This is a genomic window from Streptomyces sp. NPDC050263 (genome assembly GCF_040655955.1).
In the GTDB taxonomy this organism is placed as follows: domain Bacteria; phylum Actinomycetota; class Actinomycetes; order Streptomycetales; family Streptomycetaceae; genus Streptomyces.
This window is the reverse complement of record NZ_JBFAKW010000005.1, coordinates 101,968-126,550: the sequence shown is the minus strand read 5'-3', so window position 1 is coordinate 126,550 and position 24,583 is coordinate 101,968. Positions and strand designations below refer to the sequence as shown.

The 24,583-nt window shown below is 72.1% G+C and carries 28 protein-coding genes and 1 pseudogene; 8 read left to right on the top strand and 21 right to left on the bottom strand.

Going from position 1 to position 24,583, the window contains the following annotated elements; genetic code table 11:
- Positions 1-108: 108 nt before the first annotated feature.
- A complete protein-coding gene (locus AB0J04_RS03790) occupies positions 109-840 on the bottom strand; it encodes a VIT1/CCC1 transporter family protein (RefSeq protein ID WP_363166779.1) in 732 nt (243 codons plus the stop codon).
- Between the two features lie 280 nt (positions 841-1,120).
- On the opposite strand from AB0J04_RS03790, the gene AB0J04_RS03785 reads away from it, so the two are divergent.
- The 7 genes and pseudogenes from AB0J04_RS03785 to AB0J04_RS03755 all read left to right on the top strand — a co-directional run bounded on the left by AB0J04_RS03785 (position 1,121) and on the right by AB0J04_RS03755 (position 8,356).
- Positions 1,121-2,155, top strand: coding sequence for an ADP-ribosylglycohydrolase family protein (locus AB0J04_RS03785; RefSeq protein ID WP_363166751.1), 1,035 nt, complete (start codon positions 1,121-1,123; stop codon positions 2,153-2,155).
- A gap of 26 nt (positions 2,156-2,181) precedes the next feature.
- The gene (locus AB0J04_RS03780) at positions 2,182-3,399 is read left to right on the top strand and encodes an ADP-ribosylglycohydrolase family protein (protein ID WP_363166750.1); all 1,218 of its coding nucleotides are present in this window, start codon (positions 2,182-2,184) and stop codon (positions 3,397-3,399) included.
- Between the two features lie 8 nt (positions 3,400-3,407).
- Positions 3,408-4,607: an ADP-ribosylglycohydrolase family protein gene (locus AB0J04_RS03775; protein WP_363166749.1), complete on the top strand. Its 1,200-nt coding sequence runs from the start codon at positions 3,408-3,410 to the stop codon at positions 4,605-4,607.
- The gene (locus AB0J04_RS03770) at positions 4,595-5,968 is read left to right on the top strand and encodes an ADP-ribosylglycohydrolase family protein (protein WP_363166748.1); all 1,374 of its coding nucleotides are present in this window, start codon (positions 4,595-4,597) and stop codon (positions 5,966-5,968) included. Before AB0J04_RS03775 ends, AB0J04_RS03770 begins: the two co-directional genes overlap by 13 nt.
- Positions 5,965-6,189, top strand: a pseudogene (locus tag AB0J04_RS03765) (PfkB family carbohydrate kinase); the annotation flags it as partial. The gene AB0J04_RS03770 and the pseudogene AB0J04_RS03765, both read left to right, overlap by 4 nt.
- Positions 6,190-6,302: 113 nt before the next feature.
- Positions 6,303-7,529: a CoA transferase gene (locus tag AB0J04_RS03760; RefSeq protein WP_363166747.1), complete on the top strand. Its 1,227-nt coding sequence runs from the start codon at positions 6,303-6,305 to the stop codon at positions 7,527-7,529.
- Positions 7,526-8,356 (top strand): CoA ester lyase, encoded by an 831-nt coding sequence (locus AB0J04_RS03755; RefSeq protein ID WP_363166746.1) that lies wholly within the window; start codon positions 7,526-7,528, stop codon positions 8,354-8,356. The genes AB0J04_RS03760 and AB0J04_RS03755 overlap by 4 nt, the downstream gene beginning before the upstream one ends.
- Positions 8,357-8,420: 64 nt before the next feature.
- Here AB0J04_RS03755 and lgt read toward each other — a convergent pair whose 3' ends face one another.
- The 10 genes from lgt to hisI form a co-directional block, all read right to left on the bottom strand.
- Complete coding sequence (gene lgt, locus AB0J04_RS03750) at positions 8,421-9,470, bottom strand: prolipoprotein diacylglyceryl transferase (protein WP_363166745.1); 1,050 nt, start codon at positions 9,468-9,470, stop codon at positions 8,421-8,423.
- Positions 9,471-9,576: 106 nt separating this feature from the next.
- A complete protein-coding gene (locus tag AB0J04_RS03745) occupies positions 9,577-10,353 on the bottom strand; it encodes a thioredoxin domain-containing protein (protein ID WP_363166744.1) in 777 nt (258 codons plus the stop codon).
- A gap of 105 nt (positions 10,354-10,458) precedes the next feature.
- Positions 10,459-11,277, bottom strand: a complete 819-nt coding sequence (gene trpA / locus AB0J04_RS03740) for a tryptophan synthase subunit alpha (protein WP_363166743.1) — start codon at positions 11,275-11,277, stop codon at positions 10,459-10,461.
- Positions 11,274-12,557, bottom strand: coding sequence for a tryptophan synthase subunit beta (gene trpB, locus AB0J04_RS03735; protein WP_363166742.1), 1,284 nt, complete (start codon positions 12,555-12,557; stop codon positions 11,274-11,276). Before trpB ends, trpA begins: the two co-directional genes overlap by 4 nt.
- Before the next feature lie 328 nt (positions 12,558-12,885).
- Positions 12,886-13,695 (bottom strand): indole-3-glycerol phosphate synthase TrpC, encoded by an 810-nt coding sequence (gene trpC / locus AB0J04_RS03730; protein WP_363166741.1) that lies wholly within the window; start codon positions 13,693-13,695, stop codon positions 12,886-12,888.
- Positions 13,696-13,840: 145 nt separating this feature from the next.
- On the bottom strand, positions 13,841-14,275 hold the full coding sequence (locus AB0J04_RS03725) for a DUF2752 domain-containing protein (protein WP_363166740.1): 435 nt from the start codon (positions 14,273-14,275) through the stop codon (positions 13,841-13,843).
- A gap of 80 nt (positions 14,276-14,355) precedes the next feature.
- The gene (locus tag AB0J04_RS03720; RefSeq protein WP_363166739.1) at positions 14,356-14,625 is read right to left on the bottom strand and encodes an HGxxPAAW family protein; all 270 of its coding nucleotides are present in this window, start codon (positions 14,623-14,625) and stop codon (positions 14,356-14,358) included.
- A gap of 205 nt (positions 14,626-14,830) precedes the next feature.
- The gene (locus AB0J04_RS03715) at positions 14,831-15,469 is read right to left on the bottom strand and encodes a TIGR02234 family membrane protein (protein ID WP_363166738.1); all 639 of its coding nucleotides are present in this window, start codon (positions 15,467-15,469) and stop codon (positions 14,831-14,833) included.
- Positions 15,470-15,547: 78 nt separating this feature from the next.
- Positions 15,548-17,026 (bottom strand): anthranilate synthase component I, encoded by a 1,479-nt coding sequence (locus AB0J04_RS03710; protein ID WP_363166737.1) that lies wholly within the window; start codon positions 17,024-17,026, stop codon positions 15,548-15,550.
- 11 nt (positions 17,027-17,037) lie between these two features.
- On the bottom strand, positions 17,038-17,433 hold the full coding sequence (gene hisI, locus AB0J04_RS03705; protein WP_363166736.1) for a phosphoribosyl-AMP cyclohydrolase: 396 nt from the start codon (positions 17,431-17,433) through the stop codon (positions 17,038-17,040).
- Between the two features lie 83 nt (positions 17,434-17,516).
- On the opposite strand from hisI, the gene AB0J04_RS03700 reads away from it, so the two are divergent.
- Positions 17,517-18,152, top strand: a complete 636-nt coding sequence (locus AB0J04_RS03700; RefSeq protein WP_363166735.1) for a TIGR03085 family metal-binding protein — start codon at positions 17,517-17,519, stop codon at positions 18,150-18,152.
- Positions 18,153-18,181: 29 nt separating this feature from the next.
- On the opposite strand, the gene AB0J04_RS03695 is transcribed toward AB0J04_RS03700, so the two are convergent.
- From AB0J04_RS03695 to hisD, 10 genes are all read right to left on the bottom strand, one after another.
- On the bottom strand, positions 18,182-18,550 hold the full coding sequence (locus AB0J04_RS03695) for a hypothetical protein (RefSeq protein ID WP_363166734.1): 369 nt from the start codon (positions 18,548-18,550) through the stop codon (positions 18,182-18,184).
- Positions 18,551-18,552: 2 nt separating this feature from the next.
- Positions 18,553-18,771 (bottom strand): hypothetical protein, encoded by a 219-nt coding sequence (locus AB0J04_RS03690; RefSeq protein ID WP_030186025.1) that lies wholly within the window; start codon positions 18,769-18,771, stop codon positions 18,553-18,555.
- Between the two features lie 67 nt (positions 18,772-18,838).
- Positions 18,839-19,594 (bottom strand): imidazole glycerol phosphate synthase subunit HisF, encoded by a 756-nt coding sequence (gene hisF, locus AB0J04_RS03685; RefSeq protein ID WP_363166733.1) that lies wholly within the window; start codon positions 19,592-19,594, stop codon positions 18,839-18,841.
- Complete coding sequence (locus tag AB0J04_RS03680; protein WP_363166732.1) at positions 19,591-19,989, bottom strand: RidA family protein; 399 nt, start codon at positions 19,987-19,989, stop codon at positions 19,591-19,593. Before AB0J04_RS03680 ends, hisF begins: the two co-directional genes overlap by 4 nt.
- Complete coding sequence (priA, locus tag AB0J04_RS03675) at positions 19,986-20,711, bottom strand: bifunctional 1-(5-phosphoribosyl)-5-((5-phosphoribosylamino)methylideneamino)imidazole-4-carboxamide isomerase/phosphoribosylanthranilate isomerase PriA (protein WP_363166731.1); 726 nt, start codon at positions 20,709-20,711, stop codon at positions 19,986-19,988. The genes AB0J04_RS03680 and priA overlap by 4 nt, the downstream gene beginning before the upstream one ends.
- Positions 20,708-21,367 (bottom strand): imidazole glycerol phosphate synthase subunit HisH, encoded by a 660-nt coding sequence (gene hisH / locus AB0J04_RS03670; protein WP_363166730.1) that lies wholly within the window; start codon positions 21,365-21,367, stop codon positions 20,708-20,710. Before hisH ends, priA begins: the two co-directional genes overlap by 4 nt.
- Positions 21,358-21,522 (bottom strand): hypothetical protein, encoded by a 165-nt coding sequence (locus AB0J04_RS03665; protein ID WP_329216336.1) that lies wholly within the window; start codon positions 21,520-21,522, stop codon positions 21,358-21,360. The genes hisH and AB0J04_RS03665 overlap by 10 nt, the downstream gene beginning before the upstream one ends.
- 3 nt (positions 21,523-21,525) lie before the next feature.
- Positions 21,526-22,119 (bottom strand): imidazoleglycerol-phosphate dehydratase HisB, encoded by a 594-nt coding sequence (gene hisB / locus AB0J04_RS03660; RefSeq protein ID WP_363166729.1) that lies wholly within the window; start codon positions 22,117-22,119, stop codon positions 21,526-21,528.
- Entirely contained in the window at positions 22,116-23,225 is a 1,110-nt protein-coding gene (locus tag AB0J04_RS03655; protein WP_363166728.1) for a histidinol-phosphate transaminase, read from the bottom strand. Before AB0J04_RS03655 ends, hisB begins: the two co-directional genes overlap by 4 nt.
- Positions 23,222-24,547, bottom strand: a complete 1,326-nt coding sequence (gene hisD, locus AB0J04_RS03650) for a histidinol dehydrogenase (protein ID WP_363166727.1) — start codon at positions 24,545-24,547, stop codon at positions 23,222-23,224. Before hisD ends, AB0J04_RS03655 begins: the two co-directional genes overlap by 4 nt.
- Between the last annotated feature and the right edge of the window lie 36 nt (positions 24,548-24,583).

Below are 24,583 nucleotides of genomic sequence, written 5' to 3'. Positions count from 1 at the left end.
CCGCAGGCGTCATTGCCCACAGCGCTTACGGCTCATGCCCGCTGGTTAAGTGCTCGAAACCAGTCAGTAACGACTACTTATGCGGCCCAACGCATAAGTGCATCCGGCCTATCCTACGGCCGTTCCGAACAGGCTGCCCAGGGCGTACGTCACACCGGCCGCGGCGCCCCCGAGGACGAGCTGCCGCAGCCCGCTGAACCACCAGGTCCGCGCGGTCACCCGGGCCACCACGGCGCCGCAGCCGAACAGCCCGAGCAGGGCGAGCAGCACGGCCGGCCACAGCGAGGCCGCCCCGAGCAGATACGGCAGCACCGGCAGCAGCGCGCCCAGTGCGAACGCCCCGAAGCTGGACACGGCGGCGAGCGCCGGCGAGGGCAGGTCGGACGGATCGATGCCCAGCTCCTCACGGGCGTGGATCTCCAACGCCTGCTCGGGATCGCGCGACAGCTGCCTCGCGACCCGTCGGGCCAGCGCGGGCTCGACCCCCCGCGCCTCGTACAGCCCGGCGAGCTCCGCCTCCTCGTCCTCCGGGTGCTTTCTCAGCTCCCGGCGCTCGACGTCCAGTTCGGCCTCGACGAGGTCGCGCTGCGAGGCGACGGAGGTGTACTCACCGGCGGCCATGGAGAAGGCGCCGGCGGCCAGCCCGGCGAGCCCGGTGATGACGACGGCCTGGTGCCCGACCGAGCCGCCGGCGACCCCGGACATCAGGGCGAGGTTGGACACCAGGCCGTCCATCGCCCCGAACACCGCGGGACGCAGCCAGCCCCCGTTGACGTCCCGGTGCGTGTGGTTGTCGCGGTGCGCCTCGTGCAGCGGCGCCTCGGTGTCGATGACGGACATGATCGACATGGGGTCCCCCAGAAAAGCTGAGCCTAAGCTAACTTTAGACAGATTCCAACTTATGACAACGCCCAAGTTACCCTCACGCATTCCCGTCCGCCAGGAAGGCGAGGATGCCCTAACCTGCGGCTTTGCCTTCGATCGCTCATTCGATCGGGGTGCCGCACAGATGTCGACCGGGTGACATGAGGGGGTTTGAGGCTGAGGTCAACCGCCGATGGTGGGACACATCCGCAAAGGGTTCCGCGCCCGTGCGGGATCCCCGAAGGAGAGGCCGCGCATGCCATCGATCCGTGAACGGGCCCGCGGCGCCCTGCTCGGCCTCGCCGTGGGCGACGCCCTGGGCGCCCCCGCGGAGAACATGAAGCCGTCGCAGATCCGCGCCCGCTGGGGCCGCATCACGGGCTACGTCACCGACCGGCCGGCCGGCACCGACGACACCGAGTACGCGATCTTCTCCGGCCTGCTGCTCGCCCGGCACGGCTCCGCGCTCACCCCGGCCCACGTGGAGTCGGCCTGGCACCAGTGGATCGCCGACCTCGACGAGGGCCCCTTCCGCGGCGCCGGCTTCAGCGAACGCGGCACCCTGGAGAACCTCCGCCGCGGCCTCGCCGCACCGATCTCCGCCCAGCACCGGCACGCCTGGAGCGACGGCCTCGCCATGCGCGCCGCGCCCTTCGGCGTCTTCGCCGCGGGCCGCCCGGCGGAGGCCGCCCGGCTCGTCGCGATCGACGGCGCGGTGAGCCACGACGGCGAGGGCATCTACGGCGGCCAGGCGGTCGCGGCGGGAGTGGCGGCGGCGATGGCGGGCGCACCGGCGATCGCGGTGGTGGCCGCGGCCCTGGCCGTGGTCCCCGAGGACTCCTGGACGGCACGTTCCCTGCGCCGCGCGGCGGCCGTCGCCCACCGCGGCGAACGGGCGGTCCGCTCCGCCGTCGTCATCGGCGGCTACCCCTGGACCGACCTGGCCCCCGAGGCCGTCGCCCTCGCCTTCGGCGCGTACGCGGCAGCCGACGGCGACTTCCGCGAAGCCGTCCTCACGGCGGTGAACATGGGCCGCGACGCGGACACGACGGCCGCCGTGGCAGGCGCCCTGGCCGGCGCGACCCGGGGCGTCTCGGCGATCCCACCGGACTGGGCGGCCGCCATCGGCCCGGCCCGCGGCACCTGCCTCCCGTCGATGGCCGGCCACCACGTCCTGGACGTGGCGGAACTGCTGGTCCCGGAAGAGGGCGGAAAGTGGGGCGAGGGAATGATCGCGGAAGAACTCGTACCGAGCCTGATGGGCAGCGCCGGGACGGGGGCACGACCATGAGGCCGCCGGGACCGTGGGACGAGGGAATGACGGCGGGAACGGCGACGGCTGCCCCGCACACAGCCACGGCCGCCGACGGCGGGACCGCCCCACAGGGGCCACCCGCACCGCAGCCGCAGGCGAAAACGCAGGTACACCGCATCGAAGGCCTGCTCCTGGGCCTCGCCGCGGGCGACGCCGCCGGATGGCCCGCCGCCCGCCACCGAGCCGCCCGCATGCCCGAGTGGACCCGCCGCCTCACCCGCGAACTCGACACCTTCGCCGAGCACAACGCGACGACCACCCTCCCCGTCCCCATCGCCCTCAACCAACCTCCCGAACCCCTGCGCCTCGGCCCCTCCGACGACGCCGAATGGGCGGCGTTCGCCGCGGAAGCGGTCCTCAGGGCAGGAGACGACACCGCCCTCGGCGACCTCAGCAGGGCCCGCCGTATGCGCGCCGCGATCGACCTCGCCTGGAACGCCCTGGCCAGCGAGGTCGCCGCGGCGGCGGACCGCGCACCCGAGGTCGAGTCCGCCGTCCTCCCCCTGCGGGCCCGGATCTCCGTCCGGGCCGGCCTCGGCAACCTCGCCGCCGGGCTGCGGCCCCCCGCCACCGGCCACGACAACCCCCACTACTTCGACGACGCGGCCTGCGTACGCGCCTGCGTCCTCGCGGCGGCCCACCCCGGCGACCCCCGACTCGCCGCCGAACTCGCCGAGTTCGACGCCCGCTACACCCAGGACGGCGACGGCGTGCACGGCGCCCGCGCGATGGCGGCGGCCCTCGCACTGGCCCTCGTCGGCGCGGACCCCGAGGCCTGCGTGACGGCGGCGCTCGCCGAACTCCCCGAGCACACCGAGATCGGCCGCAACGCCCGGCACGCGCTCAAGCTGGCGCACGACGCCGACAGCGCCTTCGCGCTCATCCCCCTCCTGGAACACCAGATCGTCGACCACGTCTACAGCTACGGCATCGCGGCGGCGGAGACGGTCCCGGTGGCCCTCGCCCTCGTGGCGGCGTCCGGCGGCCGGATCTCCGAAGCGGTGCCGGCGGCGGCCTGTCTCTCCCGGGTCGCGGACTCGGCCCCCGCCCTCGCGGGCGCGCTGACCGGCGCGTTGGGCGGCGGCGCCACGATCCCCGCCTCGTGGCGGGACAGCTGCAACACCCTCTCCGGCTGCGTACTCCCCCGGCTCACCGGCACGGACCTGGTGGAACTCGCCGAACTCCTGGAAGCCACACAACCGGCCCCACCAGGAGGATGATTCGGGGCATGAGCCCCAAAACGCAAGAAAGCAACGGCGGAAGCAGCGGGGGAGGCGACGGCGCGACCCTCGCCGAACGCATCACCGGCGCCCTGGTCGGCGCGGCCGTCGGCGACGCCCTCGGCGGCCCCGTCGAGGGCTACTCCCCCGAGCAGATCGCCGAACGGCACGGCGGCCGCGTCCACGGCATCGTCGGCCCCTGGAACGGCGACGACTGGCGCACCGCCCGCCCCATCGCCCCGTACCACAAGGGCGACGGGCACGTCACCGACGACACCTTGATGACCCACGCGCTGATCAGGGTCTACGCCACGGTCCGCGACCACCTGGACGCCTACGCGATCGCCGACCACCTGGTCCCGGACCTCATGACGACCCCCCGCTGGATCCCGGAACTGGAGGCCGAGGCGCTCCCCCTCCAGCGCATCTTCCTCGCGGAGAAATGGCTGGTCACCCGAGTCCACTACGGCCATGCCGACCCCCGCGAGGCCGGCGTCGGCAACATCGTCAACTGCGGTGCGGCGATGTACATGGCCCCCGTCGGCCTGGTCAACGCGGCCGATCCGGCGGGCGCGTACGCCGAGGCGCTGGACATCGCGGGCGCCCACCAGTCGTCCTACGGCCGTGAGGCGGCGGGTGTCTTCGCGGCGGCGGTGGCGGCCGCGTGCGCTCCGGGCGCGACCGCGGAGTCGGTCGTGACGGCCTGCCTGGCCCTGGCGAAGGACGGCACCCGCACGGCGATCGAGAAGGTCTGCGAAACGGCGGCCCGCCACACCGACTTCGAGTCCGCGCTGGTCCCGCTGCGGGAGGCGGTGGCCCCGTACGACACGGTGGGCCCCGACTACCGTCGGCCCTCCCTGGCCGCCCGCCGCCCCTCCCGCCTGCACGCGATCGAGGAACTCCCCGTCGCCCTGGGCATGTTGCTGGTCGCGGACGGCGACTACCGGCAGGCGGTCCTCGGCTCCGTGAACTACGGCCGCGACTGCGACTCGATCGCGACGATGGCCGCAGCGATGGCCGGCGCCCTCGGCTCGCCGGTCCCGGACGACTGGTCGAAGCAGGTCGCCGAGGCCAGCCGGCTCGACCTGTGGCAACCGGCGGCCACGCTCACCGAGGTCGCCCGCGAGGTCTTCGACCGCGACGCCGAACGCCGCCGCGCCCACGAGCAGGCGTTCCGCGCCCTCGGAGGCCCGCGATGCTCCGACTGACCTGGGTCCAGCCGGAGGACCTCCTCGGCCACGAACTGCGCCAGGCGGCCGAGGACGGCCGCGAGCCATGGGCGATCGCCGCCCGCTGGAAAGCGGCGGGAGGCTGCGAGGCGCCGGCCCGAGCGGGTGCGTCCCCCCACCGCGTCTCACGCTATCTGCGGCTCCTCGCGGAAGACCTGCTGGACGAACTGGCGGACCTGCCCAGCAGATTGACGGACGACGAGCCGACCGAACTGATGCAGATCAAGGCCCTGTGCCCACAGTGGCCGAGCCCGCCCGGCGGCGATCCCACCCCCTCCCCGTCCCGCCTGGAAGCCGCCTGGCTGGGCCGGGCCGTCGGCTGTCTTCTCGGCAAGCCCGTCGAGAAGCTCCCCCTGGACGCCATCCGCGACCTCGCCCGCGCCACCGGCAACTGGCCGCTGACCTCCTACTTCACCGCTCGGGGAGTCCCGCAGCCGCTGCTCGACGCCCACCCCTGGAACCGCCGCTCGGCACCCACCTCCCTCGCCGAGAACATCGACGGCATGCCCGAGGACGACGACCTCAACTACCCGCTTCTCAACCTCCTCCTGCTGGAGCGTCACGGCAGGAACTTCACCACCGCGGACGTGGCCCGGCTCTGGCTGGACGAGCTCCCCGCAGGCCGCGCCTTCACCGCCGAACGCGTCGCCCTGCGCAACCTCCTCTGCGGCATCGAGCCCCCGCACACGGCCCGCCACCGCAACCCGTTCCGCGAATGGATCGGCGCGCTGATCCGCGCCGACGTCCACGGCTGGACCAACCCCGGCGACCCGGCCGCCGCGGCCGAGCAGGCCCACCGCGACGCCGTCCTCACCCACACCGCCAACGGCGTCTACGCGGCGATGTTCACGGCGGCCGCCATCGCCACGGCCGCGACCGGCGCCCACGACGTCCACGCCTGTCTGCGCACCGGCCTGACGGTCGTACCGCCCCGTTCCCGTCTCGCCCGGGCCGTCACCCACGCCGTCCGACTCGCCGAGGAACACCCCGACTTCGACACGGTCGTCGACGAACTCCACGCCGCCCACAAGACGGCCCACTGGGTGCACGCCGTCCCCAACACCGCCCTGATCGCCGCCGCCCTCACCCACGCGGACGGCGACTTCAGCGGCTCCATCTGCCGTGCGGTGTCCGGGGGTTGGGACACCGACTCCAACGGCGCGACGGCCGGCAGCGTCGCCGCGCTCCTCGCCGGCGACCCGGCCGACCTCCCCGACCGGTGGACGGCCCCCCTCAAGAACCGGCTGGCCACCTCCGTCACCGACCTCAACGGCGTCGGCTTCGACGCCCTGGCCCGTCTCACCTGGTCCCTCACCCACCGGGAGGCTTCCCAGCCATGACCGACATCGTCGTGCTCGGCAGCACGAACATGGACCTCGTCGCCTACGTCGAGAAACCCCCGCAGCGCGGGGAGACCGTGACCGGACGGGAGTTCCGTACGATCCCGGGCGGCAAGGGCGCCGACCAGGCGATCGCCGCGGCCCACGCGGGCGCCGTCGTCTCGACGATCGGCGCGGTCGGCAACGACGCCTTCGGCGCCCGCCTGCGCTCCACCCTCGAACTCCCCGTACGGGAGGCGCCGGCGTGGGCCGCCGCGGCGGCGCTGTCGGTCCGACGGCCGGGCGCCTCCGCCTCGATGCCGTACCGCTCCGAGAGCGAAACGCAGTACGCGTCATGACCGAGAAGACCGCTACCGCGGAAACCACCGCCGAGAAGACCACCCCCCTGCACGGTGTGCGCGTCCTCGACCTGGCCACCCTCTTCGCCGGCCCCCTCGCCGCGACCATGCTCGGCGACTTCGGCGCGGAGGTCGTCAAGGTCGAGCACCCCACCAAGCCCGACCCCTCCCGAGGCCACGGCCCCTCCAAGGACGGCGTGGGCCTCTGGTGGAAGCTCCTGGGCCGTAACAAGCGCACGATCACCCTGAACCTCTCCAGGCCCGGCGGCCGCGCCACCCTCCTGCGGCTCGCCGTCACCGCCGACGTGATCATCGAGAACTTCCGCCCCGGCACCCTGGAGAAGTGGGATCTCGGCTGGGAGGAACTGTCGGCGGCCAACCCCCGCCTGGTCCTCGCCCGCGTCACCGCCTTCGGCCAGTTCGGCCCCTACGCGCACCGCCCCGGCTTCGGCACCCTCGCCGAGGCGATGAGCGGATTCGCCGCGATCACCGGAGAACCGGACGCCTCCCCCACCCTCCCGCCGTTCGGCCTGGCCGACTCGATCGCGGGCCTGGCCACCGCCTACGCCGTCATGACAGCCCTCGCCGCCCGCGAGCGCACCGGCGAGGGCCAGGTCGTCGACATGGCGATCATCGAGCCCATCCTCACCGTCCTCGGCCCCCAGCCCCTCTGGTACGACCAGCTGGGCTACGTCCAGGCCCGCACCGGCAACCGGTCCGCCAACAACGCCCCGCGCAACACCTACCGCACGGCCGACGGCAGTTGGGTCGCCGTCTCGACCTCCGCCCAGTCGATCGCCGAGCGGGTGCTGCGGCTGGTCGGCCGCCCCGAGCTGATCGACGAGCCGTGGTTCGCGACCGGCGCGGACCGGGCCGCCCACGCCGACGTCCTCGACGAGGCGGTCGGCGCCTGGATCGCCGCCCGCACCCGCACCGACGTCCTCGCCGCCTTCGAGAAGGCCGAGGCCGCGATCGCCCCGATCCAGGACGTACGGGACGTGATGACCGACCCCCAGTACCAGGCCCTCGACACGATCACCGCGGTCGACGACCCCGAACTGGGCCGGATCCGCATGCAGAACGTCCTCTTCCGGCTCTCCTCGACCCCCGGCGCGATCCGCTGGACCGGCCGCCCGCACGGTGCCGACACCGAGACGGTCCTGACCGAACTGGGCCTCACCCCGGCCGAGCTGACCGCCCTGCGCACCGAGGGCGCCCTATGACGGCACCCCCGCTGACCTGGCTCTACGTACCCGGCGACCACCCGAAGACCGTCACCAAGGCCCTTGCCTGCGGCGCCGACGTCGTCATCATCGACCTGGAGGACGCGGTCGCCCCCGACCGCAAGGAGTACGCCCGCAAAGCCACCGCCGAACGCCTGTCCGAACCCCAGCCGGTCCCGGTCCACGTCCGGGTGAACGCCCTGGACACCCCGTTCGCCGCCGCGGACGTCCGCACGATGGCCGCCCTCCCCGGGGTCTGCGGCCTGCGCCTGCCGAAGGTGACCTCCCCGCACCAGATCACCCGGGTCGCCGAGACCGCGCCCCGCGCCGACGCCGGGGCCACCCCGCTGCACGCCCTGCTGGAAACAGCCCTCGGCATCGAACACGCCTACGCCATCGCGTCCGCCCACCCTTCCCTGCGCGGCATCGCCCTCGGCGAGGCTGATCTCCGCGCCGACCTCGGCGTCCGCGAGGACGCGGGCCTCGACTGGTCCCGCTCCCGCGTCGTGGTCGCCGCCCGGGCCGCCGGCCTCGCGCCCCCACCCCAGTCGGTCCACCCCGACATCCGCGACCTGGACGGCCTGGCCACCAGCTGCGCCCACGGCCGCACCCTCGGCTTCCTGGGCCGCGCCGCCATCCACCCCCGCCAGCTCCCGATCATCGAACGGGCCTACCTGCCCACCCAGCAGGAGCTGGAGGACGCCGAGACGATCGTCAAGGCGGCAGCCACCGACCAGGGCGCCCAGGCCCTCCCGGACGGCCGCTTCATCGACGCGGCCGTGGTGGCGACGGCCCACCGCACGCTGTCACTGGCCCGCAGCACCTAGCGCCACACACACGACGAGGGCGCCCGGCAGACCCCGGGCGCCCTCGTCGTCGTACGAGCAGCCGTCAGCCCTTCTTACCGGCCGACTCGGCTTCGTCCTTCTTCACGTCGACAGCGTCGGCCTCGGACTCGACCTTCGCCTCGTCATCGTCCTTGGCTTCAGCCTTGACGCCGGCCTTGGTGTCGGTGTCGGTGTCTGTGTCGTCAGCTTCGGCGTCGGCCTTGTCCTTGGCCGCGTCCTCCGACTTGGCCTCGCCGTCGCCCTCGCCGTCGGCTTCCGCCTCGCCGTCGGAGGCCTCCGCACCGGGCTCGACAACCTCTTCGCGCCCCGGCCGCTTCTTCGCCGAGATCACGATGTACGTCACCGCGAGCAGGAACACGATCAGCGCGGTCCAGACGTTGAGCCGCAGGCCGAGGATGTGGTGGGCGTCGTCGACACGCATGTTCTCGATCCACGCGCGGCCCGCGCAGTACCCGGCGACATACAGCGCGAACGCGCGGCCGTGGCCCAGCTTGAAGCGGCGGTCGGCCCAGATGACGAGGAGCGCGACGCCGATGCACCACAGCGACTCGTACAGGAACGTCGGGTGGTAGTAGCCCGGCACCCGGCCGTCCGCGGAGGACGTGATGTGCAGTGCCCAGGGGAGGTCGGTCTCCTTGCCGTACAGCTCCTGGTTGAACCAGTTGCCCCAGCGGCCGATGGCCTGTGCGAGGGCGATGCCGGGCGCGATGGCGTCCGCGTACGCCGGCAGTGCGATGCCCCGACGGCGGCAGCCGATCCACGCGCCCACCGCACCGAGCGAGATCGCGCCCCAGATACCGAGGCCGCCCTCCCACACCTTGAAGGAGTCCACCCAGTCACGGCCCTCGCTGAAGTACAGCTCGTAGTCCGTGATCACGTGGTAGAGCCGGCCGCCCAGCAGTCCGAAGGGCACCGCCCAGACGGCGATGTCGGCGACCGTGCCGGCCCGCCCGCCCCGGGCGAGCCAACGCCTGTTGCCGAGCCAGACCGCGACGAAGACGCCGATGATGATGCAGAACGCGTAGCCGCGCAGCGGAACGGGGCCGAGGTACAGCACTCCGTGCGACGGGCTGGGAATGTAGGCAAGTTCCATGGCAGGGTCGACGCTACCTTGCCGGACCGGGCCAGCGGCAAGGCGGCCCGGCTACGGCTCCATAACGGGAGGGTGTGAAAAGACTCGCCCCGGGGCTCACCCAGCGTCACCCGTTGTCGGCGTCCTGCACCATCTGCTTCAGCTTCGCCGGCGTCATCGACTGGTCCTGGTAGATGTTCTTGCCGTTGAACAACACGGTCGGCGTGCCGCCGAAGCGGCCGTTCTGGAAGGCCTGGTTCGACTTGTCGACCCAGCTGTTGTGCGTGCCGTCCTCGACACAGGTGCGAAACGCCGGCGTGTCGAGACCGTCGACCTCGGCCGCGAGCTCGATGAGTCTGCTGTTCTCGGCGTAGGTGTCCTTCGTTTCCTCCGGCTGGTTCTCGAACAGCACGTCGTGGTAAGCGGTGAACTTTCCGACGTCCTGGGCGCAGGCCGCCGCGTTGGCCGCGTTGCGGGAGCCGCTGCCGCCCATGTTCCCGTCGATGAGGGTGGCCAGGTGGTACTCGACCTTGAGCTTTCCGGCTTCCGCCAGCTCGTGGATCGTGGGTCGGTACGCCGTCTCGAAGGCCTTGCAGGCCGGGCAGCGGAAGTCCTCCCACACCGTGAGCGTGGACTTGGCGGTGTCCTTGCCGACGGGGATCGCCAGCGCGTCCTCGCCCTGCGCGCCCGAGGGCGCCACGATCGGGCCCGCCTTGTCGCTGCTGTCGTCCTTGCCGGAGTTCGCGGCGACGACGCCGATCACCGCGGCCAGCCCCAGCACACAGACCACGCTCGCGCCGACGATCAGTGTGCGCCGACGCCGCTCGGCGGCCTTCTGCTTGTCGCGCTCCGCGGCCAGCCGCTCCCGGGCAGTGCGCTTTCCGTCACGATTCTTCTCGCTCACACCCCCAGAACGAACCGGGGAGGCGCAATGCGCCTCCCCGACCCCAGGTCCACCCGTTCGGGTGACCGAACCTCCCGTTACGCCTGAGCGCTCATGCCCGACCGCTCACGCCTGTCCGCGCACGCCCTTCGCCAGGTCGCCCGCGAGCGCGCGGACCGCCTCGACGCCGGCCGCGTCGTCCGGCGCGTCCAGCATCCGCTTGACGAAGGCCGAGCCGACGATCACGCCGTCGGCGAAGCCCGCCACCTCGGCGGCCTGCCGCGCGTCGGAGACGCCGAGGCCGACGCAGACGGGCAGGCCGGTGCCGGTGGCCCGGGTCCGCTCCACCAGGTCCTGGGCCTGCGCGCCGACCGACTCACGGGTGCCGGTGACGCCCATCAGCGAGGCGGCGTAGACGAAGCCGCTGCCCGCCTCGGTGATCTGCGCGAGCCGTGCGTCCTTGCTGCTCGGCGCCACGACGAAGACCGTCGCGAGGCCGTGCTTCGCGGCGTGTTCCCTCCACAGCGCCGCCTCCTGCACCGGCAGGTCGGGCAGGATGCAGCCCGCCCCGCCCGCCTCGGCCAGCTCGGCGGTGAACCGCTCGACGCCGTAGCGGTCGATGGGGTTCCAGTACGTCATGACGAGGATCGGCCTGCCGGTGGCCTCGAAGGCCTCGCGCACCGTGCGCATGACGTCCGCGATACGCACCCCGCCGCGCAGGGCGATGTCGTCGGCGGTCTGGATGACCGGGCCGTCGAGGACGGGGTCGCTGTGCGGCAGACCGACCTCGACCACGTCCGCGCCGCCGTCGAGCACGGCCTTGATCGCCTCGATGCCGCCGTCCACGGTCGGGAACCCGGCCGGGAGGTAGGCGATGAGCGCGGCCCGGCCGTCCGCCTTGGCGGCGGCGAGGGTGTCCGACAGCAGTTGGATGTTGCCGCTCACTTGGCGTCCCCCTCGATCTCGGCGGTGTCGGCCGTGTTGGCGGCGACCTCGGCGTCGGTGTCGTACAGCCCGAAGTAGCGGGCGGCCGTGTCCATGTCCTTGTCCCCGCGGCCGGACAGGTTGACGATGATCAGCCCGTCCTTGCCGAGCTCCCTGCCGACCTCCAGGGCCCCGGCCAGCGCGTGGGCGCTCTCGATGGCCGGGATGATGCCCTCGGTGCGCGACAGCAGACGCAGCGCCTGCATGGCCGCGTCGTCGGTGACCGCGCGGTACTCGCCGCGGCCGCTGTCCTTGAGGTAGGAGTGCTCGGGGCCGATGCCCGGGTAGTCCAGGCCCGCCGAGATGGAGTACGGCTCGGTGATCTGACCCTCGTCGTCCTGGAGGACGTAGGAGCGGGAGCCGTGCAGGATGCCGGGCTCGCCCGCGGTGAGGGTGGCCGCGTGCTCGCCGGTCTCGATGCCGTGGCCGGCCGGCTCGCAGCCGATCAGCCGGACGTCGGCGTCCGGGATGAACGCGTGGAAGAGGCCGATGGCGTTGGAGCCGCCGCCGACGCAGGCGACCGCCGCGTCGGGCAGGCGGCCGGCGCGCTCCAGGATCTGGCGGCGGGCCTCGACGCCGATGACGCGGTGGAAGTCGCGGACCATCGCCGGGAAGGGGTGCGGGCCTGCGACCGTGCCGAACAGGTAGTGGGTGCGGTCGACGTTGGCGACCCAGTCGCGGAAGGCCTCGTTGATGGCGTCCTTCAGCGTGCGGCTGCCGGACTTCACGGCCACGACCTCGGCGCCCAGCATGCGCATACGGGCCACGTTGAGGGCCTGGCGCCGGGTGTCGATCTCGCCCATGTAGATCGTGCACTCGAGACCGAACAGGGCGCAGGCGGTGGCCGTGGCCACGCCGTGCTGGCCCGCGCCGGTCTCGGCGATCACGCGCGTCTTGCCCATGCGCTTGGTGAGCAGCGCCTGGCCGAGCACGTTGTTGATCTTGTGAGAGCCGGTGTGGTTGAGATCCTCGCGCTTGAGGAAGACCCGGGCGCCGCCCGCTTCCGCGGCGAACCGGGGGACCTCGGTGAGCTGCGAGGGGCGGCCGGTGTAGTGGACCAGCAGGTCCTCGAGCTCGCGCGCGAACTCGGGGTCGTGCTTGGCCTTGTCGTACTCGACGGCGACCTCGTCGACGGCGGCGACGAGGGCCTCCGGGATGAACTTGCCGCCGAACGCGCCGAAGTAGCCCTCGGTGTTGGGGACTTGACCCTCGGGGTCGGGAATGAAGAACTCGCTGGGCATGCGGAAACCTCACGGTGAGTTTGTGGAAAACACTGATCGCCGTGGGGGCGGAGCTTGTCGGACGGCCTCAGGCCGGATGTGGCTGGTGACGCCCGCGCGGCGGAAGCCGCAGATCGAACAGAGCCCCGCGCCCCTCAGGGGCGCGCTGCCATCGCATGCCGTTCACCTGGCCCGGCTCGTCTCCGATGACGTACCGCACCCTGCGGCCGTGCACCCTGCGTGCCGGCGCGCGGCAGCCACGCGGACGGCAGCCACGCGCGAGGCGGGCGTACCGGTCCATGGCGGACGCGGGTGTCGTCGGAGTCATCGGGGCAAGCCTACCGGGTGATCAACTGCGGCCGTGGCGCAGTGCCGGGTGTTCGCCCGCCGCGACCAGGTCGGCCACCGCCGTCTTCGGGTCGCGGCCCGTCACCAGGGACTCGCCGACCAGGACCGCGTCGGCGCCGGCGTTGGCGTAGGCGATGAGGTCATGCGGGCCACGGACTCCGGACTCGGCGATCTTGACGATGTGAGCCGGGATCTCGGGGGCGACGCGCTCGAAGGTGCCCCGGTCGACCTCGAGGGTCTTCAGGTTGCGCGCGTTGACCCCGATCACCTTGGCGCCCGCGTCGACCGCGCGGTCGACCTCGTCCTCGTCGTGGACCTCGACGAGCGGGGTCAGGCCGATGGAGACGGCACGCTCGATCAGCGACTCCAGGGCCGACTGCTCGAGGGCGGCGACGATCAGCAGCGCGAGGTCGGCGCCGTACGCGCGGGCCTCCCACAGCTGGTACGAGGTGACGATGAAGTCCTTGCGCAGGACCGGGATGTCCACCCGCGCGCGGACGGCCTCCAGGTCGGCCAGCGAGCCGCCGAAGCGGCGCTGTTCGGTGAGGACGGAGATGACGGCCGCGCCGCCCGCCTCGTAGTCGGCGGCAAGGCCCGCCGGGTCGGCGATCGCGGCCAGCGCGCCCTTGGACGGGCTGGAGCGCTTGACCTCGCAGATGACCTTGACGCCGTCGCCCCGGAGTGCGGCTACCCCGTCCTTGGCCGCGGGGGCCTTCGCCGCACGCTCCTTGAGCTCGTCGAGGCTGACGCGCGCCTGCCGCTCCGCGAGGTCGGCACGGACTCCGTCGATGATCTCGTCGAGCACACTCACGCGAGCGGCCCCCTTCCAGCTGAGAGACGGGTGGCAGTTCCAGCGACCAGCGAAAAAAGGTGGTCACTGCGATGGTATCCGGAGGAAGGCGAAGGCCTCACATCCGGTTGACGGCGGTCCCAGTACCTGGACCACCGCCTGTTGATCAAGGGTGTAGCCAGCCACCGACCGGCAGGTTCCGGACAACCGTGAAGACCAGCAGCAACGCGCCCGCCGCCCAGAGCTGCACCGACGTGAGGTCGACGCGCACCGGCCGTCCACGGGCCACGCGGACCACCCAGACGGTCCACAGGGCCGCGAAGCCCAGATAGGCCAGGACGGCGAGGGCGTTGTCCTGGAGGGCGGCCTGGAAGTCGCCGTGCACGACGGCGTGCGCGCTGCGCAGGCCGCCGCACCCGGGGCAGTACAGGCCCGTGTAGCGCAGCAGGGGGCAGGCGGGGTAGTGGCCGGGCTCGTTGGGGTCGACGGCCCCGACATAGGCGAAGGCCCCGGCGACGGCCGCGAGGATCCCGGCGGGCACGGCCAGTCGTCTAGCGGTCGTGGACGTCACCCTCTGGCTGTCGGCGTTCACGCCTCGCATTGTGCCCCGCCGGTGCGCACGCGCGCGCGTGAGGGGCGGCCGGTTGCGCACCGGCCGCCCCTCACGAAGTCGCGGGAGACTCAGCCCTCGACGCTGGCCGGCTCACGGGTCGCGGTCGCGGCCGGGGTGGCCGCGACCCGGTGCACCGGGTGCGCGGTCCGCGACTGGCCGAGGCCCGCCGCGCGCATCGCCATGCCGACGACACCGGCGAGAGCCACGATCGCCATGCCGGCCCAGAAGCCGAGCGGCTCGGCCATCACCATGAACGTGCCCGCGACGGTGAAACCGATGATGGCGATGGTGACACCGGTCCAGGCGGCCGGGGTGTGTCCGTGGCTGCTGCCCGCCATGTCTTGCTCCTCAGTGCTGTCTCTGTGTCCGTCCGAGCCGGACGTTCGTCTTCCCATTGTCCCGTACGCGCACGCGTACGGGACGCGGGGGTGGTCATCGATCACGTCTGATTCACCACATCGAGACCGACGCCGGAGAAGTACGGAGCGATACGGAGAGGTGCGGAGAGGTACGGAGCCGGTCGAGGGAGGCCGGGAGAGGTGATCAGGCCGGATCCATGCCCGTCGGGTCCTCACCGCGGTCCAGGGCCTTCCACATGTCCTCGGGACGGTCGGGGTCGACGGGCCGGGCCGCGCGCCGGGGGCGCGGGGTCCCGTCGCGTTCGTAGCGGCCGGACATGGCGGGCCACAGTCGGCCGTAGCGCAGGGCGAGCAGGCCGGCCAGGAGGATCAGCGCGCCGCCCACGGCCGCGGCGTAGGGCCAGGCGGTGTGGCTGAACGAGGCGACGGTGGCCGTGGTGTCGCCGGAGGCCTTGGCGGCCTGTTCGTCGAGTGCGGAGCCGTCGGTGGCGCCGAGCAGCGCGGCGGTCATGATCCCGGCGCCGGCGAGCGCGAGCAGGGCGGAGACCGCGAAGCGTCCGGCCCGGCGGACGGCGAAGACGGCGACGAGCGCGGCGAGGCCCACTATGGCGAGCGCCGCGGGCAGGCCCGTGACGTCGCTGCCCTTGGCGGTGAGCGGGAAGGCGCCGCCGGCGACCGTCGCCGTGCCCTCCGACCAGCGCTGCCGGGTGGACAGCAGGGCCACGGCCGCGCCCAGCGCACCGCACAGCAGGGCTACGGCGAGGCTCAGGCGGCCCGACCGGGCGGAGGCGGCTTCGGAACGGGGGTGCGGAACAGCAGTCACGTACCCACTATCGCCTGAACCCCGGGCGAACCGTCACCCGGGGTTCACGTGATGCACGCCCCACTGTCGGGACGGCGGCTATCCGGCGAGCCGGTTGGCGGTGTGGACCGCGCGCAGTACGGCCGCCGCCTTGTTGCGGCACTCCTGGTCCTCGGCGACCGGGTCGGAGTCGGCGACGATGCCCGCGCCGGCCTGGACGTAGGCGGTTCCGTCGCGCAGCAGGGCCGTGCGGATGGCGATGGCGGTGTCGGAGTCGCCCGCGAAGTCCAGATAGCCCACGCAGCCGCCGTACAGGCCGCGTCGGGAGGGCTCCAGTTCGTCGATGATCTGCATCGCGCGCGGCTTGGGGGCGCCGGAGAGGGTGCCGGCGGGGAAGCAGGCGGTGAGGACGTCGAACGCGGTGCGGCCGGTGGCGACCTTGCCGGTGACCGTGGAGACGATGTGCATCACGTGCGAGTACCGCTCGACGGACATGAAGTCGACGACCTCGACCGTGCCCGGCTCGCAGACCCGGCCCAGGTCGTTGCGGCCCAGGTCGACGAGCATGAGGTGCTCGGCGCGTTCCTTGGGGTCGGCGAGCAGTTCGTCGGCGAGGGCCTGGTCCTCCTGCGGGGTGGCCCCGCGGTGCCGGGTGCCGGCGATGGGGTGGACCATGGCATGGCCGTCCTCGACCTTGACCAGGGCCTCGGGGGAGGAGCCGACGACGTCGAAGCCGTCGAAGCGGAACAGGTACATGTACGGGGAGGGGTTGGTGGCGCGCAGCACCCGGTACACGTCCAGCGCGCTCGCCGTGCACTTCGTCTCGAAGCGCTGTGAGGGGACAACCTGGAAGGCCTCGCCCGCGCGGATGCGCTCCTTGACGTCCTCGACGGCCCGCTGGAAGTCGGGGCCGCCCCACCGGGCGGTGTACTCGGGCAGTTCGGAGGGCGGCAGGACGGCGGGCGGCTGGGCGACCGGGCGGGCGAGGTCGGCCTCCATGGCGTCGAGCCGGGCCGTCGCGTCCGCGTACGACTCGTCCACGCCCGTGTCGAGGTCGTTGTGGTTGATCGCGTTGGCGATCAGCAGGACGGAGCCCTCCCAGTGGTCCATGACGGCGAGATCGCTGGTCAGGAGCATGGTCAGCTCGGGGAGCCGCAGGTCGTCGCGCTCGCCGGGGCCGATCTTCTCCAGGCGGCGGACGATGTCGTAGCCGAGGTAGCCGACCATGCCGCCGGTGAAGGGCGGCATGCCCTCCTGGTGGGGGGTGTGCAGGGCCTCGATGGTGGCGCGCAGCGCGGCGAGCGGGTCTCCCTCGACGGGGACGCCGACGGGCGGGGTGCCGAGCCAGTGGGCCTGTCCGTCGAGCGCGGTGAGCGTGGCGGAGCTGCGGACGCCCACGAAGGAGTACCGGGACCAGGAGCGGCCGTTCTCCGCGGACTCCAGCAGGAAGGTGCCGGTGCGCTCGGCGGCGAGCTTGCGGTAGAGCGCGACCGGGGTGTCGCCGTCGGCGAGGAGCTTGCGGGTGACCGGGATGACCCGGCGGTCGGTGGCCAGCTTGCGGAACGTCTCGAGGTCCATGGCGGCTGACCTTACTGATCCGAGGCGGGGGTACCGGAACCGACGCCGTCCTTCAGGAGCACATCGGCGTCGAAGCAGGTGCGTGCGCCGGTGTGGCAGGCGGCGCCGACCTGGTCGACCTTGACGAGCACGGTGTCGGCGTCGCAGTCGAGGGCGACCGACTTGACCCACTGGAAGTGGCCGGAGGTGTCGCCCTTGACCCAGTACTCCCGGCGGCTGCGCGACCAGTAGGTACAGCGGCCGGTGGTGAGCGTGCGGTGCAGCGCCTCGTCGTCCATCCAGCCGAGCATGAGCACCTCACCGGTGTCGTACTGCTGGGCGATGGCGGGGACGAGCCCGTCGGCGCTGCGCTTGAGGCGCGCGGCGATCTCGGGGTCGAGGGGGCTGGGCGGGGGCGTGCTGGTCATGCCTGCCATTGTGCCGCGCGCCACTGACAGTGACCGTGGGGTGTCCACTGTGCGGACCCGTTACGCAGTCGTAGGCTGACTCCATGTCGACTTTCGCCAAACGTGAACGGCTCCTGCTCGCCGACCTCTTGGAGACCGCGGGTCCCGAGGCGCCGACCCTCTGCGAGGGCTGGCAGACCCGGGACCTTGCGGCGCACGTGGTGGTGCGCGAGCGCCGGCCGGACGCCGCCGGGGGGATCCTGATCAAACAGCTCGCGTCCCGCCTGGACAAGGTGATGGAAGAGTTCGCCGCCAAGCCGTACGAGGAACTCCTCCAGCTGATCCGCACGGGCCCGCCGCGCTTCTCCCCCTTCCAGCTCAAGCAGCTGGACGAGGCGTCGAACACGATCGAGTTCTACGTCCACACCGAGGACGTCCGCCGCGCCCGGCCCGACTGGACTGCGCGCGAGCTCGACCCGGTGTTCCAGGACGCGCTGTGGTCCCGCCTGGAGCGCACCGCGCGCCTGATGGGCCGCGGGACCCCGACGGGCCTGGTGCTGCGCCGCGCGGACGGCCGTACGGCGGTCGCCAACCGGGGCACGCCGGTGGTGACGGCGACCGGGGAGCCGTCGGAGCTGCTGCTGTTCCTGTACGGCCGCCAGAGCGCAGCAAAGGTGGAGCTGGACGGCGAGAAGGACGCGATCGCCAAGCTGTCCGGCGGCAAACAGCTCGGGATCTGAGCGGTGCCGGAGGAGGCGCAGCCGCCGGATCAGGCTGCCCACTCGCGTAGGAGGCGGGCTGTCTCGGTGAGATCGGCTTCGTCGGCCCGGATGTCGGCGACGAGTTTCGCCCAGTCCCCTGGTGGTCGCTCGACCGGCGTCCCGGATGCCTCCATGTAAGCGCGGATACAGCCGATGCCGATCGACGCGTTGAAGTCCGTGAACGGCCTGAGTCTCAGAGCTGTGTGCAGGAAGGTCGCCGCGCGCGTCGCAACTTCCTCGTAATAGGGCTCGCCCGCGATGCGCTCGTACTTGTGGCGCTCCGCCATGCAGTGCAGTGCACCCCAGTCACGGATCGGGGTGTTTTCCGGCGAGACCTCGATCTGAACATTAAGGATCCAGCCCGCGTCTACGTACATGGTTACCGCAGCCCCGCCGGGAACCGTTCCTCGAAGTCCGCCATGATCTCTCGGGCGTATTTCGAAGCCCCCTCGACGAACCGCTGCTTCTGCCGCCGGCGCACGACGTCCTCGGTCAGTATGTCGTGCGCCAGCCGCTTGATCGCGACGCCCTGCTCCTTCGCCTCCGCGCGCAGCTCGGCCAGCTCTTCCTCGGTGAACTCGATCGTGATTCCAGGCATACGAGCAGCCTAGACACACCGGAACCTTGATCACTACTGCATTCACTACCGAGGATGACGACTCGAACTACCGCACGGGATGCCCAGCCCCCCGCAGCGCGTCCTTCACCTGGCCGATCCGCAGATCGCCGAAGTGGAACACCGACGCCGCCAGTACCGCGTCCGCGCCCGCCTCGACGGCCGGCGCGAAGTCGGCGAGCTTGCCGGCGCCGCCGGAGGCGATCACCGGGACCGTCACATACCCCCGGACCGCGGCGATCATCTCCAGGTCGTAGCCGTCCTTCGTGCCGTCCGCGTCCATCGAGTTGAGCAGGATCTCGCCCGCGCCCAGCTCGGCCGCCCGGTGCGCCCACTCGACGGCGTCGATGCCGGTGCCCTTGCGGCCGCCGTGCGTCGTCACCTCGAAGCTCCCCGACGGGGTCCGCCGGGCGTCCACCGACAGCACCAGGACCTGGCTGCCGAACCGCTCGGCGATCTCCTTGATCAGCTCGGGGCGGGCGATCGCCGCGGTGTTCACGCCCACCTTGTCGGCACCCGCCCGCAGCAGCTTGTCGACGTCCTCGGGAGCGCGCACCCCGCCGCCGACGGTCAGCGGGATGAAGACCTGCTCGGCGGTGCGGCGCACCACGTCGTAGGTGGTCTCGCGGTTGCCCGACGAGGCGGTGATGTCCAGGAACGTCAACTCGTCGGCGCCCTCGGCGTCGTACACCTTGGCCATCTCGACGGGGTCGCCCGCGTCGCGCAGGTTCTGGAAGTTGACGCCCTTGACGACCCGGCCGTTGTCCACGTCCAGGCAGGGGATGACTCGTACGGCGAGGCTCATGGCGCGGACTCCCCTCGGAACGCCTCGACCTCGACCTCGACGACCAGACTCGGGTCCACGAGGCCGGAGACGATGACCATGGACGCGGCGGGCCGGACGGCGTCGAACAGCTCCTTGTGGGCGCGTCCGACCTCCTCCACGTCCCGCGCGTGGGTGAGGTACATGCGGGTGCGCACGACGTCGTCGCTGCCGAGGCCCAGCTGCCCCAGCGCCGCGAAGGCGACGTTGAAGGCGTTGACCGTCTGCTCGTAGGGGCCGCCGCCGGCGATCTGGCCGTCCACGATCGAGGTGCAGCCGGAGACCAGGACCAGGCCGTTCGGCAGCTCCACCGCGCGGGAGTAGCCGAAGGCCTCCTCCCAGGGCGCGCCGGTGGTGACGCGTCGCAGCTCGCTCACTTGGCTACCGCCTCCAGGGCCTCTTCCAGGGTGAACGCCTTGGCGTAGAGCGCCTTGCCGACGATGGAGCCCTCGACGCCGAGGGGGACCAGCTCCGCGATGGCCCGGAGGTCGTCGAGGGACGACACGCCGCCCGACGCCACGACCGGCCGGTCCGTCGCCGCGCACACGTTGCGCAGCAGCTCCAGGTTCGGACCCTGGAGCGTGCCGTCCTTGGCGATGTCGGTGACGACGTACCGTGCGCAGCCCTCGCCGTTGAGCCGCTCGAGCGTCTCGTAGAGGTCGCCGCCGTCGCGGGTCCAGCCGCGGCCGCGCAGGGTCGTGCCCCGGACGTCCAGGCCCACCGCGATCTTGTCGCCGTGCTCGGCGATGACCTTGGCGACCCAGTCGGGCGTCTCCAGGGCGGCCGTGCCCAGGTTCACGCGCGTGCAGCCGGTGGCGAGTGCGGCGGCCAGGGTGTCGTCGTCTCGGATGCCGCCGGACAGCTCCACCTTGATGTCCATCGCCTTCGCGACCTCGGCGATCAGGGCACGGTTGTCGCCGGTGCCGAAAGCGGCGTCCAGGTCGACCAGGTGCAGCCACTCGGCGCCGGAGCGCTGCCAGGCGAGGGCGGCCTCGAGCGGGGAGCCGTAGGAGGTCTCGGTCCCGGACTCGCCGTGCACGAGCCGGACGGCCTGACCGTCGCGGACGTCGACGGCGGGGAGGAGTTCGAGCTTGCTCACAGTGTTCCGATCCAGTTGGTGAGGAGCTGGGCTCCGGCGTCGCCGGACTTCTCGGGGTGGAACTGCGTGGCCCACAGGGCGCCGTTCTCCACGGCGGCCACGAACGGCTTGCCGTGCGTCGACCAGGTCACCTTGGGGGCGCGGATGGCCGCGTTGTGCACTTCCAGGGACCAGTCGTGGACGGCGTAGGAGTGCACGAAGTAGAAGCGCGCGTCCGCGTCGAGCCCGGCGAAGAGCTCGGAGCCGTCCGGCGCGTGCACGGTGTTCCAGCCCATGTGGGGCACGATGTCGGCCTGGAGCGGGCCGACCGTGCCGGGCCATTCGTCCAGGCCCGCGGTCTCGACGCCGTGCTCGATGCCGCGCTCGAACAGGATCTGCATGCCGACGCAGATGCCCATCACCGGGCGGCCGCCGGACAGCCGGCGATCGATGATCCAGTCGCCGCGGGCCTGCCTGAGGCCCTTCATGCAGGCGGCGAAGGCTCCGACGCCCGGCACCAGCAGCCCGTCGGCGTTCATGGCCGTGTCGAAGTCACGCGTGATCTCGACGTCGGCCCCCGCGCGCGCGAGGGCGCGCTCGGCGGAGCGGACGTTGCCGAAGCCGTAGTCGAAGACCACGACCTTCTTGGACGCGGTGCTTCCTGCGCTCAATTCCACACCTCCAGCCGCACGACGCCGGCGACGAGACACATCGTGGCGCCGATCGAGAGCAGCACGATCAGGCTCTTCGGCATCTGCTGCTTGACGAAGGAGTAGATGCCGCCGGCGAGGAAGAGGCCGACGACGATCAGGATGGTCGACAGTCCGGTCATGGCTTAGAGGGCGCCCTTCGTGGAGGGAAGAATGCCGGCCGCGCGCGGGTCGCGCTCGGAGGCGTAGCGCAGGGCCCGGGCCAGCGCCTTGAACTGGCACTCCACGATGTGGTGCGCGTTGCGCCCGTAGGGCACGTGCACGTGCAGCGCGATCTGCGCCTGGGCGACGAACGACTCCAGGATGTGCCGGGTCATCGTGGTGTCGTACTCGCCGATCATCGGCGCCATCTTCTCGGGCTCGGTGTGCACGAGGTACGGGCGGCCGGAGAGGTCGACGGTGACCTGGGCGAGGGACTCGTCCAGCGGGACCGTGCAGTTGCCGAAGCGGTAGATGCCCACCTTGTCGCCGAGTGCCTGCTTGAAGGCGGCGCCCAGCGCGAGGGCGGTGTCCTCGATGGTGTGGTGGGAGTCGATGTGCAGATCGCCGTCGGTCTTGACGGTCAGGTCGAACAGGCCGTGCCGGCCGAGCTGGTCGAGCATGTGGTCGTAGAAGCCGACGCCGGTCGACACATCGACCTTGCCGGTGCCGTCGAGGTTGATCTCGACGAGGACCGACGTCTCCTTCGTGGTGCGCTCTATGCGTCCTACGCGGCTCATGCGCTCTGCTCCTTCTTGACTTCACGGACCGCGTCGAGGAACGCGTCGTTCTCTTCGGGGGTTCCTGCGGTGACCCGCAGCCAGCCGGGCACGCCGTTGTCCCGGACCAGGACGCCCCGGTCGAGGATCTGCTGCCAGACCGCGTGGGCGTCTTCGAACCGCCCGAACTGCACGAAGTTGGCGTCGGACGCGGTGACCGCGTAGCCGATCGCGAGCAGCTCGCCCACCAGCCGGTCCCGCTCCGACTTCAGCTGCTCGACGTACTTCAGCAGCGTCTCGGTGTACTCCAGCGCGGCCAGGGCGGTCGCCTGGGTGACGGCCGAGAGGTGGTACGGCAGCCGGACGAGCTGGACGGCGTCCACCACCGCCGGGTGCGCGGCGAGGTAGCCGAGGCGCAGTCCCGCCGCGCCGAAGGCCTTCGACATCGTGCGCGAGACGACGAGATTCGGCCGACCTTCGAGCAGCGGCAGCAGTGAGTCGCCGTGGCTGAACTCGATGTACGCCTCGTCGACCACCACCATCGACGGCTTCGCGGCCTGCGCGGCCTCGTACAGCGCGAGGACCGTCTCGGCCGGGACCGCGGTGCCGGTGGGGTTGTTGGGGGTGGTGATGAAGACGACGTCCGGACGGTGCTCGGCGATCGCCTGCTCGGCGGCCGCGAGGTCGATGGTGAAGTCCTCGCGCCGGGGACCCGAGATCCAGCCGGTTCCGGTGCCGCGCGAGATGAGCCCGTGCATCGAGTACGACGGCTCGAAGCCGATCGCGCTGCGGCCCGGTCCGCCGAAGGTCTGCAGCAGCTGCTGGAGGACCTCGTTGGAGCCGTTGGCGGCCCAGACGTTGGCCAGGCCGACCTCGTACCCGGAGGTGTCCGTCAGGTACTGCGCGAGCCGGGTGCGCAGCTCCACGGCGTCCCGGTCCGGGTAGCGGTTGAGGTCGCGGGCGGCCTCGCGCACCCGCTCGGCGATGCGCTCGACCAGCGCCTCGGGGAGCGGGTAGGGGTTCTCGTTCGTGTTCAGCCGTACCGGCACGTCCAGCTGGGGCGCGCCGTAGGGGGACTTGCCGCGCAGTTCGTCCCGTACGGGGAGGTCGTCGATTCCGAAGTTCACTTGCTCGCCGGTACCTTCCACTCGAACCGGGCCTTGATCGCCGCGCCGTGCGCGGGCAGGTCCTCCGCCTCCGCCAGCGTCACCACGTGGTGCGCGACCTCGGCCAGCGCGTCCCGCGTGTAGTCGACGATGTGGATGCCCCGCAGGAAGGACTGGACGGACAGCCCGGAGGAGTGGCAGGCGCAGCCGCCGGTGGGGAGCACGTGGTTGGACCCGGCCGCGTAGTCGCCCAGGGAGACCGGCGCCCAGGGCCCGATGAAGATCGCGCCCGCGTTCTTCACCCGGTCGGCCACGGCGGCGGCGTCGGCCGTCTGGATCTCCAGGTGCTCGGCGCCGTACGCGTCGACGACCTTGAGGCCCTCCTCGACGCCGTCGACCAGGACGATCGCGGACTGCCGGCCGGCCAGCGCCGGGACGATCCGGTCCTCGATGTGCTTGGTGGCCGCGACCTGCGGCTGAAGCTCCTTCTCGACCGCGTCCGCCAGTTCCACGGAGTCGGTGACCAGGACGGCGGCGGCCAGCGGGTCGTGCTCGGCCTGGCTGATCAGGTCGGCGGCCACGTGCACCGGGTCGGCCGTGTCGTCGGCGAGGACCGCGATCTCGGTCGGGCCCGCCTCGGCGTCGATGCCGATCTTGCCGGTGAAGTAGCGCTTGGCGGCGGCGACCCAGATGTTGCCCGGCCCGGTGACCATGTCGGCGGGCGCGCAGGACTCGGTGCCGTAGGCGAACATCGCGACGGCGGTCGCGCCGCCGGCCGCGTAGACCTCGTCGACGCCGAGCAACGCGCAGGCGGCGAGGATCGTCGGGTGCGGAAGGCCGTCGAACTCGGCCTGCGCCGGGGAGGCGAGCGCGACGGACGCGACGCCGGCCTCCTGCGCCGGGACGACGTTCATGATCACGGAGGACGGGTAGACCGACCGGCCGCCGGGCGCGTACAGCCCGACCCGCTCGACCGGCACCCACTTCTCGGTCACCGACCCGCCGGGCACGACCTGTGTCGTGTGCGTCGTACGGCGCTGCTCGCGGTGGACGATCCGGGTGCGGCGGATGGACTCCTCCAGGGCCGCGCGCACGGCCGGGTCGAGCTGCTCCAGTGCTTCGGCGATCGCCCGCGCCGGGACCCGTACGGATTCCAGCCGCACCCCGTCGAACCTCTCGGCGAAGTCGATCAGCGCCGCGTCGCCCCGGTGATGCACGGCCTCACAGATCGGACGCACCTTCTCCAGGGCGGCCGAGACGTCGAAGTCGGCTCGGGGCAGCAGGTCGCGCAGTGCGGGGCCCTCGGGGAGGGCGTCGCCGCGCAGATCGATTCGGGAGATCACGCGGTCAATTCTCTCAGACCGGAATCGGGCGTCGTC